Genomic DNA, 15,419 nt, shown 5'->3' with positions numbered 1-15,419 from the left:
ATTCGGCTGACGGTAGATTCGCGGGCGCCGATGAACCCGCTGCGTGTCTCCGGTTTGTTGAAGACCTACAGGCGCCAAGTCGACAATATGCAGGAATTCATCAGGGAAGCCGACGCGGTGAAACACCACATGGAAAGCGTCGTCGATGCCTTTCGTCATGTCCTGCGCATCGCTGCATTTCGAGGATTGCTTCAATCGAATGGCTTCGCAACGCCTCCTTCGATCTTGATGCAAAATTCGCCAGAGGCCGGGGTGAAACCAGGTATCGGCGAAGACCGGCAGATTTCCTTGCCGCGCGTCGACGAGCCGCTTGTCGAAGGCATCTGCCTCGAAGCTCTCGACATGCTGAACGATTTCGGCGCCCCCTTGAAGATTTTCGGCTTGTTACGAGAGGTCGTGCCGGGCCGGCAGGTTGAAATTGTCCGGCTGATGCTCGCGATGAACCGCGTGGAATTTCGAGTAGCGAGGCTCTTGATCGAGCTCACCCCACGATCACAGCTCACCAATCCCTTGGCTCGCAGAAAAAGATACGAGGGTATTTCCCCTGCGCAAATGGCCGCCATGGAAGCCGACATTGCCGAGGTCAGCCATGACTATCTGAGCGCTGCCAGCACCCACGGCTCAGAAATGCTAAACCTGATCGCCGCTACGAGCTATTTCGACCGACTGCTGAACAACCCCAAGCTGGTTCGATATCTAGCGCGCAATTTCGCGAGGCAACTGGAGGTGTTTCAGAACTTGCTCGACTTCCGCGAGGCTCGATACAAGAAACACCCGCCGCAGGCCGGGTCGTGAGCGGTCGGTCATCACCCTTAGTTTCGCGGCATGCTGTGTATCTCCATCCGAACCGGTCCTCCCTTTTTGCAACTCGTGCAGAAAAGAGCGCGCTCCACCGAGCTGAACAGAGCTTCCTTGCCGTAGCGCCGGATCAGACCTTCGGGCTTCACCTCGGCATGGTGCGAGCAAGTAGTGCACCACGCACGCAGCGTGTGCCAGCTGCGCAAGTCGCCCAGCGCGACGTCTAGTCCGGCGTGAATACTGCCGTCGATGATCGTCTGCGGCGGAACCTTCACCTCGCCCGGGGTAACGATCTTCTCCATAACGTGGCGGCTGTTGTAGTGGATCAGCAGCATGCCTGGCCGGCGCCGGATGGCGGCGTGCCAGGCCGCTTGGCTCACCACCGCGTCCGGCGTTCGACAGATGGTTTCGAGATGCGTCTTTTCCTCCCGATCCCAAACCTCGATCCGGAAATTGTCTTCGGCGGTGTCCACCATCTAGGGGCGCGCCTTGTGCCAGCCGCGAGAAAAGCCATTCGAGACCGCCGCGCGTGACAAAGCGAGTTCCCGTTCAAGTTCGGCGTTCCTAGCCAGAGCGGTCAGCAAGGCGGCCACAGCGTCGCCACCGGCTGCAGCAATGGCTTGCTGGGCCGCCAACTCCAATTCGGACATAGCTTCGCCGATCGGCGCATTTTGGCGCTTTCCCATGGCCCTTTTCCTGCTCAGATAGATCAGGAATAAGGAACATATTCCTGCCCGGTCAAGAGGCGCTTGACTATTTTGTTCTCATTTCGTTCACTGTCGGCAGGATAACCACACCGAAGGATCGGGAAGCCTGTCGATCGAGGAAATGTCATGTGCGGCCGCTACACCCGATATCTGACGTGGTCGGAAATCCACCGACTCTACCGGCTCACGGCGCCGGCGGAAATCGGCCGCAATGACGAGCCGCGATACAACATCGCGCCGACGCAGGATGTTCCTTTCGTCACCGCCGGCGAGAACGGGAACCACCGCCTGCGGGAGGGGCGATGGTGGCTCGTTCCGTTCTGGGCAAAGGAAATGCCCAAGGCGGCCATGTTCAACGCCAGGATTGAAGGCATCGACACCGCGCCGGCCTTCCGGGATGCGTTCAAGTGGAAACGATGCTTGATCCCGGCTGACGGCTTCTTTGAGTGGACGATCTCGCCGGCCGACGGCAAGAAGGACCCTTGGCACATCTACCTCCCCGGCCACGCTCCTTTTTCGTTTGCCGGGCTTTGGGCCTACAACTCAAATCTCGACATCACGAGTTGCACCATCATCACCGAGCCGGCCGGCGAGCCGATGAAGAACCTGCACGACCGTCAGCCGGTCATTCTCGACCAGGCCTATTACGACGCCTGGCTCGACCCGGCGACGCCGAAGGAGTACCTGAAAGACATCCTCAGTCACGACATCGACGGCCAGTTGCAGTTCAACCGTGTCGGACGCGACGTAAATTCGACCGTCGTCAACAAGCAACCGAATGACCACCCTACCCTAGTCGGGCCGATCAATCCGCTATGAGCGACGAACCCATCAAGCTTGCCGAAGGAATGACGGCGGCGCCGCGGCAAGGCGGGCGGATCGAAAATCACGTCTGCGAGTTTGAACGATGCGGGAAGCGCGCGCCGTTCGGATTTGCCAAGCCGAGACAACCATCGCACTGGCTCTGTTTCGAACATCGCGAACACGGCGACAGCTATTTGGCGGGAGTGAGATGATCAGTCGACCAAGAGAAGCGAACGATTATCCAGACCGAGTCATCGACTGCCAGGAGGCGATGGAGCCCGGGTTTCAGGCCATCATCGATTGCATGCTGGAAGCCGGCTGGTCGCGCGGTGAAACTCTGCGATCACTTAGGCGGCTGATCGCGGCGGACAACATGACCCAGAAGGAGAACGCCAGGACGGAAACGCAGCTTGCCATCGCTCGGGCCATGATGCGCGCAGGCAAGCCGCTTTAGGAAGCCTCACGTTCGTTCTGAGTCGCCAAAGAATTGTTGGAAGCGTACAATCTCTGCGTCGCTCGCCCTTTCAAGGCACTCGGGCGCTTGGAAGCCAAATCAGGTGCTTTCGCCTCTGGGACGAAAGCCATGGCTGACGCGAAAAAGACAGATCCCGAACCGGATGGCGTCGAAGTAGTCGAGAATATGGGCGAGTGGTTCGTACGCGTCGTCATCAACGGGAAAGCGCAGGTCAGCACGTTTGAGGAAGAAGCTTACGCCCGGTCCTTCGCGGACGGACAACGCATGCGCATCGGCTTGAACAAGCTTTGCAAGCACATCTAGGCGGTAGCCACCCGTGGAGATCTGGTATTGATCCTTTGCAGTGCGGCCCTATGTCTTCCGAATAGCTTCAGCCCTTAAACCGTGGGTAGCAAGACTAAGGTCTTGCGTACCGCCAGCGAAAGTCTGACGTTTCCGCTTTGGTTCCGGTAACATTCGTTGGACGTTCCGTATTTTAGCCAAAACTGAAGTATAGAGGTGCCCGGCCCCGGGTTGGTCTTCGCCCGACCAAAAGGCACCCGGTGGTCAGCGCAGCCCCTGCATGATGAATTTGTAGATCGTGCCGATTTCCTCGTCGATCTCTTGGGCGGAAATGCCTTGTGCTTCAGCCGCCCGTTTCGCATCCACAGCCATTTCGATGATCAGCAGCACATGGTCAGTGATCGGATCGTCGGATAGATGGTCCGAAATCCAAAGATAGAGAAAATCGCTCCCTCGCTTGCTCATTCCTCACGAAAATCCTGCAATGAAGCGTGTCGCAGATCCTCTTCGCCACGCAAGTGCTTCACGCGCCCGATGATGCCAGGCTTAACCCACTGCGTCGCCGGCCGCTTCATCCCCTGGGGCGCAGGCCCGGCATGCTCCTGGACACGCTTCCACAGCCGCTCGCGGATAGCCTGGCTGGAGTTGATGAAGGCCGAACCGACATAGCGGCCGGTTTTGCGATCGGCCATCAGGGCAAAGGCCGGCTTGCCGGCTTCACGCTCGACGCCAATCAGTTCGTATTCGTCGACCGAGTAGCATTTCGCCTTCAACCAGCTCGTCGACGGACCGCTGCGGTATTTGCTATCCTTGCGCTTCGAAACCATGCCCTCAAGCCCAGCCTGGTCGAGCAGATGGAAGATGGCCTTCGCTTCGCCCGGCAATGGCTCGCTGAACTGAATACGCCCGCCGGGCTCGATCATGCTGGCCAGGATCTCGCGGCGCTCCTCCAGCGCCATTTCGCGAAGGTCGTGGCCGTTGAGGTGCAGAAGGTCGAAGGCCACGAAATACAGGTCGTGTTGCCGCCTGGTGATCGCCTTTCGCAGCTCGCCGAAGTCGGACAGGCCGGCCTCGTTCAAAACGATGATCTCACCGTCGATGATGGCATTCTCGGCGCCGAGGTTCGCCGCCTCTTTCACCAGGTCGCGATATTTGGCCGTCCAGTCGTGACCGTTACGCGTGTAGATCCTGGTGCCGTCCTCATCGATGATCAGTTGCGAGCGGTAGCCGTCGAACTTCACCTCGTGAATCCAGCCGTCGCCTTCTGGAGGCTGCTCGACAAGGGCCGGCATCAAGGGAGCGACGAACCTCAAACGCATGCACTGTACTCTAACAGACCGCCACTAAATAAGATTAAGCTAAAATAGTTCCGGAACTTTGGCGGGCAATCGAGCCGTGAGGAACCTCTACTGGTCGATGAAGTTGGTGTTAGAACACGGCGGTGAAGCCATGACGACCAAGTACCATATCGACGAAATGCAGGGCGATGAGTTGCTGGCCCTACACATCGCCCACGGAACCAGTGCCTTGGAGGCCATGAACAAGGTCACGGCCGGGCCGTTCGTGATCCGCACCGTGCAGGCTCATTGGTTCCGCGTGGTGGATCAGGGCCGGAGGGAAGTTTTCAAGTTCGCGGTCGAACGATATTAATTTAGCTTCCGCTAATCCTTGACGCCGTCGTGTGCCGCGCCAGAATCAGTGCATGGGAATAAAGGTCGGCGACGAAGTAGCGATAATGGCGACGGTGCTGAAGCGCGTCACGGAAGACCGCGTCAGCGTCTCGATCCCGAGTTACAATTTCCCCCATTCAATAATCGATCCGGCCACCAAGCTGGTGAAGGGTCAGCAGATCGAGCTAACCGGCCACGTTACGCGAATTGACGGTGACAAGGTCACGGTCACGTTGGGGACGATGGTTACGGTCGATCTGGACAAGCTGCGTCTGGTCCAGAGCTACGTCCCGCCCAAGCGGAAAAAAGCGCTGATCGATGAACCGGGTTGACGCGCTATGACCAAGTTGTCAGACCTTGGCCCGCCTATTCACGGCAAGCGACATGGCGCCGGGCCAGCACGAGAAGAAGACCATTTCTATTCCTGTCCCTACTGCGGACAGTTGGTCGATCAGCGCGATCTACGCCAGGTCCTCTACCATGAAGAACCTGGGCATAAACCGCTGGATCCCGAAGACGGCGCGACAATCATTATGTTCCCGGGCGTCCGAAGATAGCGCCCTGGTGGGGGCCGGAAAACAGATCGGCCACAAGCCCCAAACCGACGGCAACCGAAAACCAGAACGGGCGACGAGCAGTGGCACGCACGCATTTGCGTTCCGCTGTGAGGCTAAGGTCCAGCGAGCCCCCCGACTGAAGTCCTGCCCCCGCAACCGAAGCATTGTAATCACGTTACGACCGCACCCCGAGCACCTCGCTCGTGGAGGGCGCTGGATCAGAGTTAGAGGTGACGTCTTGAGATTCTTAGAAGCGAGGGAGACGGTGACCGTTGTCGAGAGCCCGACAGTCCACGACGTCGCAAATCAAGCAGCCAATGATAACAATACCCCTGCGCCCGATATCTCGTCAGCGCTCGACCTCATCCTTTCAGCGGACGACGACAACATTGAGGACCGTGTCAGACGAACGGAGAGACTTGGCATCGTCGTCGTCGTTATCATGGCAATCGGCCTTGCCTTCGCGCCGGCTCTGTTTGTTGCATTAACCCTCGGAATATAGCGCAGACTAGAACCGAAGGATTACTCTTCCCCGCCGCGCAGCAAGTGCCAGATATCGCCCCAATAAGCCGTAGCGAGCAACGCCAGAGTCGCCGCCGCCATACAGGTGACACCGAGGGCGCCAAGCCCCATCAGCTTCCACCGTGTCACCTCAGCGGCCACTTACTCGATGCTCGTCATATCGGCGGAGGACGCGACGGCCTTCAAACGCGTCGCGAATAACCCCGTATGTCCTTTGATTTTGCAAAGCACATAGATTTCTGGTCAATTCCGACGAAATTTACCAGAACAACGGTCATCCCTTGCGCAAATAATAACTTTAGGAGATGCTGATCTTACGCCTTGGGAGGGCTGGGGATATGAACAGAAATATGCTGATGGCACTAGTTGCCATTGCGCCGCTGTGTGGGTGCCAAACAAGCAATCAAGCTGACTACATGCAAATAGGCTATGGGCCTAGTTTCGACGTTGCCCATGCTCAGTGCGAAATGCAAAAAGGATCGGTTGACCAAGGCTATATTGCTATCGGATCGCCTGGCTTCGTTGCCGGGGCAGGAATTGGCAATGCACTTGGTAACCTGGCCGCCGAAGATCAATATATGAAGAACTGTCTCATCCTAAGTGGATGGAAGCGCGCGCCGCACGGACAAGGCGCCGCGGCTGCGTCAGCCGTTGCCGCGGGTGCGCCGCCGACACCCTACGGGATTCAGCGCGCACCGGGCAGTTGGATCAACACGGCGCTGCTTGACTGGTCGGACGCGAACAACAAATGCGTCGCTGGCGACAAGGCCGCATGTGGCACCCGCGCAAAGCTCGGCGCGCGGCTTAGAGCGGCTGGCGTCAACCCGGCGCCGGTCTGATGGTTCGAGTGGCCCGTCTGGAAGCGGTGCTTTATCTAGGAGCCATGCTCACTGTCGCGGGGTGCGGCGCGGACTACCTTAACCACTACGACTCCGTGACGCTCGCCGCCGGCGACGCCAACCGCGCCAACAGCCTCGCCCAGACCGTCGATCCGTTCAATCCGAATAGCCAGAACACTCACATTGAGGGCGACGGCGCCCGCGCTGTCGCCGTTGTCAACAGCTACCGACGCGTGACCTCTCGCAGTGGAGGCGATCTGGACTGCGCTGGCGGCAAGGGGAACAATCCGGTTGTTGTCGGCCCCGTAAGGATCACCGGCCCCGATACAAACAGACTGGACGGCGACCACGATGGGATAGGATGTGAGAAGTAATCGCCCGCATCAATTGCGAGTGATACCCGCCGAACTTGACTTCGTGAATCCAGTCGTCCCCTTATCCGGGCAACCATTCCCGTCGGGCAAAAAGGGGACCTATGAATGCCAAATCCACATATTTTCCAGCGCCTAACAGGCCTGCAAATCATCCTCAACGGCATCCATCAAAGCAGTGTCGGTCTTTCGGCTGCTACTATAGGCCAAGAACGCGCAGCTTTTATCGACGAGTTCTTGGCAAAAGTGCTTCCGCCAATTTACCGATTTGGCACGGGAGATGTAACCAATTCAGCTGGTGCAAAAAGCGGCCAACTTGATGTTGTGCTGGAGCATCCGTTTGGACCATCTCTTCCAGTAGTGGGCTCTGGGCAGACCAGACTATATCTCGCAGAGAGTGTGGCGGCAGTCATTGAGGTCAAGTCCAACCTGGCCGGTCAATGGCAAGCGGCTAACGCGACCGCTGACGCTCTAGCTTCGACACCGAGGACGTTGGGCGCAACGCTCAGCTTTGGAAATCCTCCAAGCCCACAAATCCCGTTATTTGCTGTGGGGTATAGGGGCTGGGCATCAATCGATGCTCTGACCACACAAGTCACAGCGTCCCCAAATGTCACTGGCGCGCTGGTGATCGATCCTGGTCTATATGCATCGAAAACTGGCTTTTCTGCCACTGGCCCGCTTGCCCTATGGGGCCTTATCTGCGACCTCCATTACGCCACAGTTCCGCTGCTAAGCGCTGTGATTAACCCGGTCGAATATGCCACCTAGGCCGTGAACCGATCGTGCTGGCCGACAAGGCTTACGATGCTGACCGCATCCGCGAGTTGATCCTGTCTGTGGCTACGGGTTTATGAGTCTACGACCTCGCTAGGTCGTCTCGTTTGGGCCAGACCGGCTGACGCGCAGGCGCGGTTTGTTGCCGTCCCGCCTAATCCAATAATTCAGAATGAGATGCTTACCTTCCTTGCTGACGACCGGCTTATACTGCAAGTGGCAATTCAGGTTGCAACTCAGCCCATGCTTCCGCTCGAAGCTGTCGAAAGCGCTTATCGGTATCGCCTGGTCGATAACAACCATCTCGTCGCCAGGTGCAACGTCGGCTACCCGATGAAGCTGCATATCAAACGTTACAGGAACAGTTTTTGCTTGGCTCATATCTTCCGGCGGATCGCCAAGAACCGTTTCGCTCAATCGTATACTATGCCCGACATTCATAGCCGGAGTTTGCCCGCCATTTCGGATCACCAGTTTAATGGTGACGCCGGTAATTTCACCGTTTTGGGGATTGAAGATAAAGTCAGCGAGGACTGTCTTTACAAGCAGATAAGCCCGCAGCTGCGCTTCATTGGCGTCTCGGGCGATTTGGTTAGCTTCTCTGGCCTGTTCAACCGCAGCGGTGTTGGCATTGAGAGTGCGCCAAACAAAGATTATACCGATCACGGTGAATAAGACGCCAGCCCACGAAGCCCAATGCATTCCTTTGGTATCTTCAGCCACAGCTTGCTGGGCTGCGAGATCACACCAATCAGGAGCTTTCTGGCCGTTGTCGGCTGGCCGGGCTTCTGGATCGCGGGCAGCGGAATCGACGCGGGAGGCCGAAAATGGGCTATCTGGATATTGCTGGGCGCATAGCTGGGCATAATAAGAACTTTGATGTTTGCTGGTACTGTATGACTGCCCCAGCGCTCCGAATAGCAACAGGCCGATGATAGTGGCTATCCAGCCGAATGTAATGTAGTCGTGCCCACCGCCGTCAAGCATGTAAGTAAAAATGCCGCCGTGAATTTGCCTTTAGAGAGCTTATTGCACACGTTTACCTATTCCTCGTCAACGGGCTAATAGGCAGCGTCCTAAACTCATCAGGGAAGTTCGTGCATAAAGACCGCAAAAAAGCCCGCCCCGGCGAACCGGAGCGGGCATTTTAACGTTCTGGCGATCAGCCGACCGGCTTGAAATCGAGATAGAATCTATTGCGGTAGCGCACACGCTCTGTTTAACTTTTGAATATATGATCCAAGTCGACGAGAATTTTTCCATGACGGATGCAGTGGTCGAGTCAAAGATACAACGGCTTCTACGGGCTGCGTCCGAAGAAATGTCACGCTTTTCAAAAACATACGATCCACATCGGAAACAGGAGAGTTGGGAAGACTTCCTCATCAAATGGCGCAGAGCTATTGAAGTCATGAACCACTATGCCGACGAGACACAACGCCCGGATGTGAAGGACGCTAAGCACAGAATACGGACGGCCGACCAAGCGCTGACCTATGCGTGGGAAGCCCGCAATTCAGAGGCTCACGCCGAGGGCAGTTCCACGGTGGGCGATGTTGCGGCTTGGGGCATAGGTGCCGAAGATCCGTCTAAGCCAGTTTATATCGAAAGGATGATCGTCGCTAACGGCGTGGTGTCGGTTTCCCCGGGGAGTTCCAATTGGACCGTCGACCATGAAGGGGGGTTAGAGTTGAAGGCCGTCAAGACACGCGCCAAAACAATGGTTAATCACCCCCAAGGCATGCGGCCTATTGATATCGCACGGGAAGCAATGAAGTTCGCCAGGCTATATGCAACCGATCTAGGCATAAGGTAAGCCGATTGCGGATCAATCTTGTCACCCGCCGCGCATCACGCGCCAAATGTCCCCCCAATAGGCCGTCACCAGCGAAGCCAGCGCCGCCGCTGCCATGCCGGTGACGCCCAAGGCGCCGAGCCCCATAAGCTTCCAGCGCGTCACTTCGGCGGTGACTTCCTTGACGCTGGTCATGTCGGCATTGAGCCTGCTGACCGCGCTTTCGGTGGCGCTCACGCGTTCAACCAGCTCGTCGGTCTTCTGATACATCTTCGCGCGACTGGCGGCGGCGCGCTGCTCAGACTGCTCATAGCTCAAGGCAGCCCGGGCATCGCTATCTTTGATGTCGCGGCGGATTTCGGTGATGTCGCGTTGCATGTTCTGCGTCGCCTCGAGGAGACCGCCGATCATCATTTCGAGACTTTTGTTGGATGGTCCCGGCATGTCATCCGCCCCCAATGTGCTATTTGAGTTCGGCACGGCGCGCTGCGCTGGCCTTGGTGTGCAGATCGCATTCCGCACGGGTGTAGAGCTTGACCGCGCAGCCTGGCGCTACGGTGCGGTCGATCTTGTTCTGATCGGCAACCGTCTTGCCCTGTGCGCCGGGAAGGCTGCTACCGAGGGCCGAGCGTAGCGGCGCCACACCGCTGACGTCCGAAGTCGTACACGCCGCCAGCGTCAATGCACTCATCAAGAGACATGCGAGCGTCGATACCCTTGCGTATCGCATCCTGATTTCCCTTCTCGATTTTGGCGCGAACCTCGTCAGCGCCTTTGTGTTTGATGAACTCGTAGCCGGCGAACACGACGCCCGAGATGGCAACCGCAATCGCCGTCCACGCGATGATGACAGCGACCGGCCGGGGCACGCCGACGACGCCGGCGACAAGGGTGATGAGCCAGGTCACGCCGGCGCCGTTCCAAGCGCCGCGGCGAGACGCTTGGCCTTGCGATTGGCGTACCAGCGATAGCCGAGCCCGCCGATCGCCAGCACCGCGCTTGCGAGTGCCACGACCACGACCACCTTGCCGATCCACTCGCTGGTGTAGGACAGCGGCGACAGCTGGTTCTGCAGATCATAGAGGTAGCCAGACAGACCGAGGCCACCGGTGCCGGCGCCAGTTGCCAAGTCCGCCGGCGCGGTCGACGGTGCGGCGTTGGCATCATCGACAACAAAGGCTTTCGCTTGGCCGCCGTCGACGAAGTTAGCCGCCTGAGGCACCTGACCGGTTGCCCAGGCCTGGCCGATTGCTCGGACTTCAGCAACGCGAGCCGTCCAGCCCCGGCCGAAGGTTCCGAACGTGCTGAGGTGCTTCAGGAACGCCATGCGTGCGTTGCAGATGCGGTCGATCAGCGCGTCGTTGTTCTTGTCCGCCTTCAGCGCCGCAAGCGTGCCAATGCCGAGGACGCCGTCAATGCGGCCGGTATAGGCAGGCCGCAACGCCTGCTGAAGCCACATGATCGAGCGACCAGGACCGGAATTAACCGCACCGTCGAAAACCACGTAGTCGACGCCGGCCGGCAACGCGTCGCCCTGCACCGCGTCCCAATACTGACGATCATAGATATCATTCAGTTCGGCGGTGGTGATGCTTTTAACCGAGCGGGTGGCAAGGCCTTTGCCCTTCCGATAGCCGTCATAGACGCGCTGAGTGACGCCCTTCATTGTCGGGCCACCGGGATCATTGGGATGGTTCGAATAGCCGCCCTCATGCGCAAGCACGCGGGCAAGCGATTCCTTTTCACGGGAAACAGCCATGAATTTACCTTTCGAAGTAATTGCGATTAGGATCGGACCGGGAGGCTTCGTTCGATGCCGAGTTTTACCGTCGAATTGGTACGCGACGGCAAAGCCATGAATAGTGCTGGGGTTCAGGCCGAAAATGCCGTTGAGGCAGCGAAGACCTGGGGCCCGGTAACAATCCCGTTCGGCGATGAGCCCGACATGGGCGAATGGATCAGGGTGACGCACCCGGACGGGACGACGAACTGGTTTGAGGCGGATAAATGAACTACGACGAACCCAAAGGGGATTGGGTCAAACTCCCCGTTGCCTGGTCAGAGCTACGTCCCGGATTGCGGGAAGAATTCGCGCGCAAGGCTGGTGACATCCATACCTTTGACGGCGGCCATGTCCGCCGCGTCGATGGTCAATGGGTGGTGCTGTCAAGCGGCACGTCGAACGACGCCGACGTGGTCCTCAACGCGCTGCGGAAGCCGAACTAGGCGTACCCTGGTTGAACGATGAGATTCAGATGTTCAACTTCAAGCTAACCGAACGAGAACAGCTTCTTGCCCGTTTTGCCGGCGCACTGGCGTTTTTGGTCCTCCTGGCTTCGCTACTGCATGTTGTTGGCGAGAGCCACATCAAGGACGGCGAATGGCATTTCTACGCGCCATCTGACCCCGTCGTGGTCAGCGACGGCACCGAGGTTGCCGGAAGTCCCGTCATGAGCCGATGGAATGGCAGCACTTGGGAATACCGGCATATGACCCAGGATGAGGAAATCGCCTTCAACGATTTGATCGGCGGGCCGCCGATGCCTAGGCCGTCTCGGCCTTGAGATCAGTTACCGTTGCGGCAGACTTCTTTCGCGTCGTGCCAGCCAACCGAGCCACCCATTCAGCTTCGTTGAACCATCGCTCGACCCAATGATAGCTGATCAAGCTAACGGGGAAGATCGCCGCAAACAGGGACAGCCACAAAACCCACTCGCTAACCTTCCCCACAAGGCCCAGTTGCACATAGCTGGCCGCCATCACCGCGAATAGCAGTTGATGCCACAGGTAGAGCGAATAGGAAGCGTTGCCCAGGTCTGTCCAAGCTTTTGAGAACGTCCATATCCGCCTCATCTCGACAGCGACCAAGCCATAGACGATGAAACCGCTCGGTAAGCCGAAGCACACAGTCCGCCACATCACAGGCAAAGCCCACGCCCCCTTCGGATCGTGGAAACGATAACAGATCGCGCCGATGACCAGCCCGCCAAGCCCTAAGGCTAAAGACGACAAGGCGTACTCCGAGAATTTCCTCTCGACCAGCAACGCGACGATAATTCCGAACACGAACTCGAGCACGATAGGCGCGGTAAACACCGAATTCATGTAGATGCCGGCGCTCCAGATGTAGAGAACAATTGCCATCCAAAGAGCGATGATGGCCACGATGCGGCGCGGGAATAGCAAAATACCTAGAGCGCACACCGCATAGAATGTCATCTCATACTGTAATGTCCAAGCAGCCAGAATCCGATTGTTCGGCTGGGCAATGAGCAGCGCCAGCTTCCACCATGGTTGCTGCTTCATGCCCGCCGGGGATAACTCAGCGGCAGGCATCAGAATTAGCACCAGCGATGCGATGAGGAACGCTGTCAGATACACGGGGTAAATTCGGAAAACCCGCCTCACCACAAATTCTCGCAAGGCCCGCCACCTTCCGGTGACGTTGGCTTTCCTCCCCAGCCTGTCAGCGGAGAGGAAAACCACGAAGCCGGAAATCACGAAGAAGAGGTCTACGCCGGATGGGCCGATGGCCCCGACGTACTGCGACCAATGATTCCGCATAGGGACGAGCGGGTAGAAAGAGTGGGTGAACACCACCATCAACGCCGCGATGGCGCGGAGTCCCTGGACATTCTTGTAAACCATGCCACCTGACTATTTCTGACGGCAGGTGGCATAGCAGCACGAGACCGACTGGGCAACTTCACTCCCAGTGGGCGTCAGAGAGGCGGACGAACTTGCTAGTGGTGTTCACCCCGTAGACGTTGACGGCGCCCGATGCCAATATCTCCACCCAGCCCTGCGCATTGCTGCCCGCCACCGCCGCGATTTGCGTGATTGTCGGCAACTGGATTGTCCTAGATGGCCGCATGAAGGTAGGCAGGAGAAGGACCTGTGTGCCGTCCGCTATGGTCGACCCAGCTGTGTTGATGATGCCGTCAAGGTGCTTGTACCCCCGCTCATCAATCCAGAACACGCTGGCCGTCATGTTGACCCAACCGTTCTGAAACCATCCGGCGGGGATTGCAGTGACGGGGTAGGCCTTTGTTTTTCTCGGCGTAATGATACCATAGGCTGCCCTGGCGCACGCCTGCGCAATCTTCGTGCGAGCAGTGCGCCCCTCGTGGATATTGTCGAAGACGTTGGTGTCGACACGACTCCCACTCCATGACGAAGCCCAAGTCAGATATTGCGCGAGGGTAGGCCCACAGATCTTTCCGGCGTCCACCAGGGCAACCTTGCTTCCCGCGTCCCGGTACGTTGCGACGACACGTCGGATGATCTCTCGATACGCAGGGACAGCTGCGCCGTTGACAGAAGCTTGGCCCTGATTGACAAATCCTGTGACCGCATACCCGTCGGCTCTGGTATAGAATGCCGGGGTCAGCAAAAGCGTTACGCGAGCCCCCAGGCTCAAAGCCTGGTTGAGCATCAAACCCAAGTTTGTGGCGAACGTGGTTTGCGATGTGAGACCTTGGGCATCGTTGGTGCCAAGGCCAATGAACACATCGGTGTAACCAGTCATGTCTAGAGCGAGGATGCGAGTAAGCTGCTGAGCCAAGGTCTCGCCAGCTACAGCGATGTTCCTTGTATATTCCCACTGTACGCCCATCGAGCCCTGCATGATGCGCGCAATGTCGTCGGGCCACCCTTGGAAAACGGGGTCCATTTTGCTGTCGCCAACGAACAACGCGCGGATTGGGCGGGGCGCCAGGCGGCTGGGGTTTTTCACCTTCACCATGTTGAAAAAATGAGACGTGCCCGTCTGACCTGGCCCAAAAAACAGGCCTGGCCCGATATACAACGCAGGCGACGGAAGGTCCCCCTCCGCGAACACCACGCCGTTTAAGCCAACCTGGTATTTCGTTGGCGAAATAAGGTCTATCGTGATCGACCCTTGGGCGAAAGTGTACGACGTCTCTGGCGTTATTCTCGCGCCGAAATCCGGAATATTGACTTCAGTGAAAGTGTTGGCGGCCGTCAGCTTCTTGTGGATGGCACGGGAGTTGAGAGCCGCATAGACGGCGTGGTATCCGCCATCAAAGGCAAGCACTGCAAACGGAACGTCGTTGACGTTAGGACCAACCGCCCACGAGTATTGGCAAGTCACCTCGGGCACTACGCCAGCGAACATAAGAACGGAATTGTCTGCCGTCGCCCGATTGATCTGAATGTCGTTGGTCGTCTTGGTGATACCTGTTGACGTCGCCGAAGTCGTGTTGCCGTTCGGCCATGCGTATTTCAGCATAGTGACCGCCGCCGTCGACATGTCGACAACAGTCGGCTCGTCATAAGCGACATCGCCATCGGTAAGGAAATCCACCTTTGCCACCGGCTCCGCATGGCGACGGTACGTGACGTTCAGCGATGTGCTGATCGACGTAAGCCGTCCCGCCCCTACGATCGTAATGGGGGGTCCGCCGGCACCGACTTCGGCTGACGTTCTGTCATTGTAGACGTTCGGTCCGTTGAAAGTCGGATTGCTCGTTGCGTCGATAGGGATGCCGGTAAAATCGCTCGCCGTCGCGAAATAGAACACCCCGGTGTTCTGCCGGACCATGACGAGGATTTCGCCATTCGTGAGCGCTGCCTTTGCCGCAGCCCAGGCGGCGTCGTTGTTGGTGCCGGCATCAACGCCGGCCACGCCATCGTCTACAAACCCGAATTCGGTGGAGTAGTGGACCGAGTCACTGACGGTGCTGATCCGGCCATTCAGATCATTGAAAGTGTCGCGAAGGTCTTGCTTCGTCGGCTGATACGGGTTGCCGACAGGGCCGTCAGCGAAAAGCGTGTTGAAGGGTACGACTGCCATGGATGGT

The 15,419-nt window shown here is 57.9% G+C and carries 27 protein-coding genes; 15 read left to right on the top strand and 12 right to left on the bottom strand.

Annotated elements, in window-relative coordinates; translation table 11 throughout:
• Positions 1 to 30: 30 nt before the first annotated feature.
• The gene (locus ACVILI_RS15670) at positions 31 to 795 is read left to right on the top strand and encodes a plasmid partitioning protein RepB C-terminal domain-containing protein (protein WP_457102536.1); all 765 of its coding nucleotides are present in this window, start codon (positions 31 to 33) and stop codon (positions 793 to 795) included.
• 17 nt (positions 796 to 812) lie between these two features.
• Here the strand turns inward: ACVILI_RS15670 and ACVILI_RS15665 are convergent, their stop codons facing one another.
• A complete protein-coding gene (locus ACVILI_RS15665) occupies positions 813 to 1,274 on the bottom strand; it encodes a hypothetical protein (RefSeq protein WP_010915373.1) in 462 nt (153 codons plus the stop codon).
• Positions 1,275 to 1,484, bottom strand: a complete 210-nt coding sequence (locus ACVILI_RS15660) for a hypothetical protein (protein ID WP_457102535.1) — start codon at positions 1,482 to 1,484, stop codon at positions 1,275 to 1,277.
• A 147-nt stretch (positions 1,485 to 1,631) separates the two neighbouring features.
• On the opposite strand from ACVILI_RS15660, the gene ACVILI_RS15655 reads away from it, so the two are divergent.
• The 4 genes from ACVILI_RS15655 (at position 1,632) to ACVILI_RS15640 (ending at position 3,087) form a co-directional block, all read left to right on the top strand.
• Positions 1,632 to 2,324: an SOS response-associated peptidase gene (locus tag ACVILI_RS15655; RefSeq protein ID WP_457102534.1), complete on the top strand. Its 693-nt coding sequence runs from the start codon at positions 1,632 to 1,634 to the stop codon at positions 2,322 to 2,324.
• Positions 2,321 to 2,521 carry a hypothetical protein gene (locus ACVILI_RS15650; RefSeq protein ID WP_441937782.1) on the top strand — a complete coding sequence of 67 codons (201 nt, stop codon included), beginning with the start codon at positions 2,321 to 2,323 and terminating at the stop codon, positions 2,519 to 2,521. The genes ACVILI_RS15655 and ACVILI_RS15650 overlap by 4 nt, the downstream gene beginning before the upstream one ends.
• Complete coding sequence (locus ACVILI_RS15645) at positions 2,518 to 2,763, top strand: hypothetical protein (RefSeq protein ID WP_457102533.1); 246 nt, start codon at positions 2,518 to 2,520, stop codon at positions 2,761 to 2,763. Before ACVILI_RS15650 ends, ACVILI_RS15645 begins: the two co-directional genes overlap by 4 nt.
• A gap of 129 nt (positions 2,764 to 2,892) precedes the next feature.
• Positions 2,893 to 3,087, top strand: a complete 195-nt coding sequence (locus ACVILI_RS15640; protein ID WP_441937780.1) for a hypothetical protein — start codon at positions 2,893 to 2,895, stop codon at positions 3,085 to 3,087.
• 243 nt (positions 3,088 to 3,330) lie between these two features.
• On the opposite strand, the gene ACVILI_RS15635 is transcribed toward ACVILI_RS15640, so the two are convergent.
• Both ACVILI_RS15635 and ACVILI_RS15630 read right to left on the bottom strand, forming a co-directional pair.
• Positions 3,331 to 3,531 (bottom strand): DUF768 domain-containing protein, encoded by a 201-nt coding sequence (locus ACVILI_RS15635; RefSeq protein WP_038645947.1) that lies wholly within the window; start codon positions 3,529 to 3,531, stop codon positions 3,331 to 3,333.
• Positions 3,528 to 4,385 (bottom strand): ATP-dependent DNA ligase, encoded by an 858-nt coding sequence (locus ACVILI_RS15630; protein WP_457102532.1) that lies wholly within the window; start codon positions 4,383 to 4,385, stop codon positions 3,528 to 3,530. Before ACVILI_RS15630 ends, ACVILI_RS15635 begins: the two co-directional genes overlap by 4 nt.
• Positions 4,386 to 4,515: 130 nt before the next feature.
• On the opposite strand from ACVILI_RS15630, the gene ACVILI_RS15625 reads away from it, so the two are divergent.
• The 3 genes from ACVILI_RS15625 (at position 4,516) to ACVILI_RS15615 (ending at position 5,795) form a co-directional block, all read left to right on the top strand.
• Complete coding sequence (locus ACVILI_RS15625) at positions 4,516 to 4,716, top strand: hypothetical protein (RefSeq protein WP_019863657.1); 201 nt, start codon at positions 4,516 to 4,518, stop codon at positions 4,714 to 4,716.
• Positions 4,717 to 4,768: 52 nt separating this feature from the next.
• On the top strand, positions 4,769 to 5,068 hold the full coding sequence (locus ACVILI_RS15620; RefSeq protein WP_457102531.1) for a hypothetical protein: 300 nt from the start codon (positions 4,769 to 4,771) through the stop codon (positions 5,066 to 5,068).
• Positions 5,069 to 5,558: 490 nt separating this feature from the next.
• Complete coding sequence (locus tag ACVILI_RS15615) at positions 5,559 to 5,795, top strand: hypothetical protein (protein ID WP_202362421.1); 237 nt, start codon at positions 5,559 to 5,561, stop codon at positions 5,793 to 5,795.
• Between the two features lie 20 nt (positions 5,796 to 5,815).
• Here the strand turns inward: ACVILI_RS15615 and ACVILI_RS15610 are convergent, their stop codons facing one another.
• On the bottom strand, positions 5,816 to 5,944 hold the full coding sequence (locus tag ACVILI_RS15610; RefSeq protein WP_457102530.1) for a hypothetical protein: 129 nt from the start codon (positions 5,942 to 5,944) through the stop codon (positions 5,816 to 5,818).
• Positions 5,945 to 6,153: 209 nt separating this feature from the next.
• On the opposite strand from ACVILI_RS15610, the gene ACVILI_RS15605 reads away from it, so the two are divergent.
• The 3 genes from ACVILI_RS15605 (at position 6,154) to ACVILI_RS15595 (ending at position 7,796) form a co-directional block, all read left to right on the top strand.
• Entirely contained in the window at positions 6,154 to 6,654 is a 501-nt protein-coding gene (locus tag ACVILI_RS15605; RefSeq protein WP_457102529.1) for a hypothetical protein, read from the top strand.
• 44 nt (positions 6,655 to 6,698) lie between these two features.
• Positions 6,699 to 7,028: a calcium-binding protein gene (locus ACVILI_RS15600; protein WP_457102528.1), complete on the top strand. Its 330-nt coding sequence runs from the start codon at positions 6,699 to 6,701 to the stop codon at positions 7,026 to 7,028.
• Positions 7,029 to 7,133: 105 nt separating this feature from the next.
• Positions 7,134 to 7,796 carry a DUF6602 domain-containing protein gene (locus ACVILI_RS15595; RefSeq protein ID WP_457102527.1) on the top strand — a complete coding sequence of 221 codons (663 nt, stop codon included), beginning with the start codon at positions 7,134 to 7,136 and terminating at the stop codon, positions 7,794 to 7,796.
• 99 nt (positions 7,797 to 7,895) lie between these two features.
• Here ACVILI_RS15595 and ACVILI_RS15590 read toward each other — a convergent pair whose 3' ends face one another.
• Positions 7,896 to 8,789: a hypothetical protein gene (locus tag ACVILI_RS15590; RefSeq protein WP_457102526.1), complete on the bottom strand. Its 894-nt coding sequence runs from the start codon at positions 8,787 to 8,789 to the stop codon at positions 7,896 to 7,898.
• 274 nt (positions 8,790 to 9,063) lie between these two features.
• On the opposite strand from ACVILI_RS15590, the gene ACVILI_RS15585 reads away from it, so the two are divergent.
• Complete coding sequence (locus tag ACVILI_RS15585) at positions 9,064 to 9,618, top strand: hypothetical protein (protein ID WP_457102525.1); 555 nt, start codon at positions 9,064 to 9,066, stop codon at positions 9,616 to 9,618.
• A gap of 21 nt (positions 9,619 to 9,639) precedes the next feature.
• Here ACVILI_RS15585 and ACVILI_RS15580 read toward each other — a convergent pair whose 3' ends face one another.
• Genes ACVILI_RS15580 through ACVILI_RS15565 form a run of 4 tightly spaced genes read right to left on the bottom strand, consistent with a single transcriptional unit; the run spans position 9,640 to position 11,356 of the window.
• Positions 9,640 to 10,011, bottom strand: a complete 372-nt coding sequence (locus tag ACVILI_RS15580; protein WP_457102524.1) for a DUF1515 family protein — start codon at positions 10,009 to 10,011, stop codon at positions 9,640 to 9,642.
• 49 nt (positions 10,012 to 10,060) lie between these two features.
• Positions 10,061 to 10,240 (bottom strand): hypothetical protein, encoded by a 180-nt coding sequence (locus ACVILI_RS15575; RefSeq protein WP_457102523.1) that lies wholly within the window; start codon positions 10,238 to 10,240, stop codon positions 10,061 to 10,063.
• Complete coding sequence (locus tag ACVILI_RS15570; RefSeq protein ID WP_457102522.1) at positions 10,212 to 10,505, bottom strand: hypothetical protein; 294 nt, start codon at positions 10,503 to 10,505, stop codon at positions 10,212 to 10,214. The genes ACVILI_RS15575 and ACVILI_RS15570 overlap by 29 nt, the downstream gene beginning before the upstream one ends.
• Positions 10,502 to 11,356 (bottom strand): glycoside hydrolase family 108 protein, encoded by an 855-nt coding sequence (locus ACVILI_RS15565; protein WP_457102521.1) that lies wholly within the window; start codon positions 11,354 to 11,356, stop codon positions 10,502 to 10,504. The genes ACVILI_RS15570 and ACVILI_RS15565 overlap by 4 nt, the downstream gene beginning before the upstream one ends.
• A gap of 54 nt (positions 11,357 to 11,410) precedes the next feature.
• Between ACVILI_RS15565 and ACVILI_RS15560 the strand changes: the two genes are divergently transcribed.
• Genes ACVILI_RS15560 through ACVILI_RS15550 form a run of 3 tightly spaced genes read left to right on the top strand, consistent with a single transcriptional unit; the run spans position 11,411 to position 12,161 of the window.
• Positions 11,411 to 11,608, top strand: a complete 198-nt coding sequence (locus ACVILI_RS15560; RefSeq protein ID WP_457102520.1) for a hypothetical protein — start codon at positions 11,411 to 11,413, stop codon at positions 11,606 to 11,608.
• Positions 11,605 to 11,823 carry a hypothetical protein gene (locus tag ACVILI_RS15555; protein ID WP_457102519.1) on the top strand — a complete coding sequence of 73 codons (219 nt, stop codon included), beginning with the start codon at positions 11,605 to 11,607 and terminating at the stop codon, positions 11,821 to 11,823. The genes ACVILI_RS15560 and ACVILI_RS15555 overlap by 4 nt, the downstream gene beginning before the upstream one ends.
• Positions 11,824 to 11,852: 29 nt before the next feature.
• Positions 11,853 to 12,161, top strand: a complete 309-nt coding sequence (locus ACVILI_RS15550; protein WP_457102518.1) for a hypothetical protein — start codon at positions 11,853 to 11,855, stop codon at positions 12,159 to 12,161.
• Here the strand turns inward: ACVILI_RS15550 and ACVILI_RS15545 are convergent.
• Both ACVILI_RS15545 and ACVILI_RS15540 read right to left on the bottom strand, forming a co-directional pair.
• Entirely contained in the window at positions 12,142 to 13,245 is a 1,104-nt protein-coding gene (locus ACVILI_RS15545; protein ID WP_457102517.1) for an acyltransferase family protein, read from the bottom strand. The two genes, ACVILI_RS15550 and ACVILI_RS15545, sit on opposite strands and share 20 nt — an antisense overlap.
• 58 nt (positions 13,246 to 13,303) lie before the next feature.
• A complete protein-coding gene (locus ACVILI_RS15540; RefSeq protein WP_457102516.1) occupies positions 13,304 to 15,412 on the bottom strand; it encodes an SGNH/GDSL hydrolase family protein in 2,109 nt (702 codons plus the stop codon).
• Between the last annotated feature and the right edge of the window lie 7 nt (positions 15,413 to 15,419).

This window comes from Mesorhizobium sp. USDA 4775 (genome assembly GCF_054062655.1).
Note: the sequence above shows the minus strand (reverse complement) of the source record. Positions and strands in the feature narration are given on the sequence as shown.

Excerpts from the sequence above, each read along its gene's own strand:
- ACVILI_RS15635 (WP_038645947.1), bottom strand. The coding sequence starts at position 3,531 with ATGAGCAAGCGAGGGAGCGATTTTCTCTATCTTTGGATTTCGGACCAT.
- ACVILI_RS15555 (WP_457102519.1), top strand. The coding sequence starts at position 11,605 with ATGAACTACGACGAACCCAAAGGGGATTGGGTCAAACTCCCCGTTGCC.
- ACVILI_RS15630 (WP_457102532.1), bottom strand. The coding sequence starts at position 4,385 with ATGCGTTTGAGGTTCGTCGCTCCCTTGATGCCGGCCCTTGTCGAGCAG.
- ACVILI_RS15580 (WP_457102524.1), bottom strand. The coding sequence starts at position 10,011 with ATGATGATCGGCGGTCTCCTCGAGGCGACGCAGAACATGCAACGCGAC.
- ACVILI_RS15625 (WP_019863657.1), top strand. The coding sequence starts at position 4,516 with ATGACGACCAAGTACCATATCGACGAAATGCAGGGCGATGAGTTGCTG.
- ACVILI_RS15600 (WP_457102528.1), top strand. The coding sequence starts at position 6,699 with ATGCTCACTGTCGCGGGGTGCGGCGCGGACTACCTTAACCACTACGAC.
- ACVILI_RS15640 (WP_441937780.1), top strand. The coding sequence starts at position 2,893 with ATGGCTGACGCGAAAAAGACAGATCCCGAACCGGATGGCGTCGAAGTA.
- ACVILI_RS15620 (WP_457102531.1), top strand. The coding sequence starts at position 4,769 with ATGGGAATAAAGGTCGGCGACGAAGTAGCGATAATGGCGACGGTGCTG.
- ACVILI_RS15540 (WP_457102516.1), bottom strand. The coding sequence starts at position 15,412 with ATGGCAGTCGTACCCTTCAACACGCTTTTCGCTGACGGCCCTGTCGGC.
- ACVILI_RS15565 (WP_457102521.1), bottom strand. The coding sequence starts at position 11,356 with ATGGCTGTTTCCCGTGAAAAGGAATCGCTTGCCCGCGTGCTTGCGCAT.
- ACVILI_RS15595 (WP_457102527.1), top strand. The coding sequence starts at position 7,134 with ATGCCAAATCCACATATTTTCCAGCGCCTAACAGGCCTGCAAATCATC.
- ACVILI_RS15650 (WP_441937782.1), top strand. The coding sequence starts at position 2,321 with ATGAGCGACGAACCCATCAAGCTTGCCGAAGGAATGACGGCGGCGCCG.
- ACVILI_RS15665 (WP_010915373.1), bottom strand. The coding sequence starts at position 1,274 with ATGGTGGACACCGCCGAAGACAATTTCCGGATCGAGGTTTGGGATCGG.
- ACVILI_RS15670 (WP_457102536.1), top strand. The coding sequence starts at position 31 with ATGAACCCGCTGCGTGTCTCCGGTTTGTTGAAGACCTACAGGCGCCAA.
- ACVILI_RS15560 (WP_457102520.1), top strand. The coding sequence starts at position 11,411 with ATGCCGAGTTTTACCGTCGAATTGGTACGCGACGGCAAAGCCATGAAT.
- ACVILI_RS15590 (WP_457102526.1), bottom strand. The coding sequence starts at position 8,789 with ATGCTTGACGGCGGTGGGCACGACTACATTACATTCGGCTGGATAGCC.
- ACVILI_RS15660 (WP_457102535.1), bottom strand. The coding sequence starts at position 1,484 with ATGGGAAAGCGCCAAAATGCGCCGATCGGCGAAGCTATGTCCGAATTG.
- ACVILI_RS15550 (WP_457102518.1), top strand. The coding sequence starts at position 11,853 with ATGTTCAACTTCAAGCTAACCGAACGAGAACAGCTTCTTGCCCGTTTT.
- ACVILI_RS15655 (WP_457102534.1), top strand. The coding sequence starts at position 1,632 with ATGTGCGGCCGCTACACCCGATATCTGACGTGGTCGGAAATCCACCGA.
- ACVILI_RS15605 (WP_457102529.1), top strand. The coding sequence starts at position 6,154 with ATGAACAGAAATATGCTGATGGCACTAGTTGCCATTGCGCCGCTGTGT.
- ACVILI_RS15585 (WP_457102525.1), top strand. The coding sequence starts at position 9,064 with ATGACGGATGCAGTGGTCGAGTCAAAGATACAACGGCTTCTACGGGCT.
- ACVILI_RS15545 (WP_457102517.1), bottom strand. The coding sequence starts at position 13,245 with ATGGTTTACAAGAATGTCCAGGGACTCCGCGCCATCGCGGCGTTGATG.
- ACVILI_RS15645 (WP_457102533.1), top strand. The coding sequence starts at position 2,518 with ATGATCAGTCGACCAAGAGAAGCGAACGATTATCCAGACCGAGTCATC.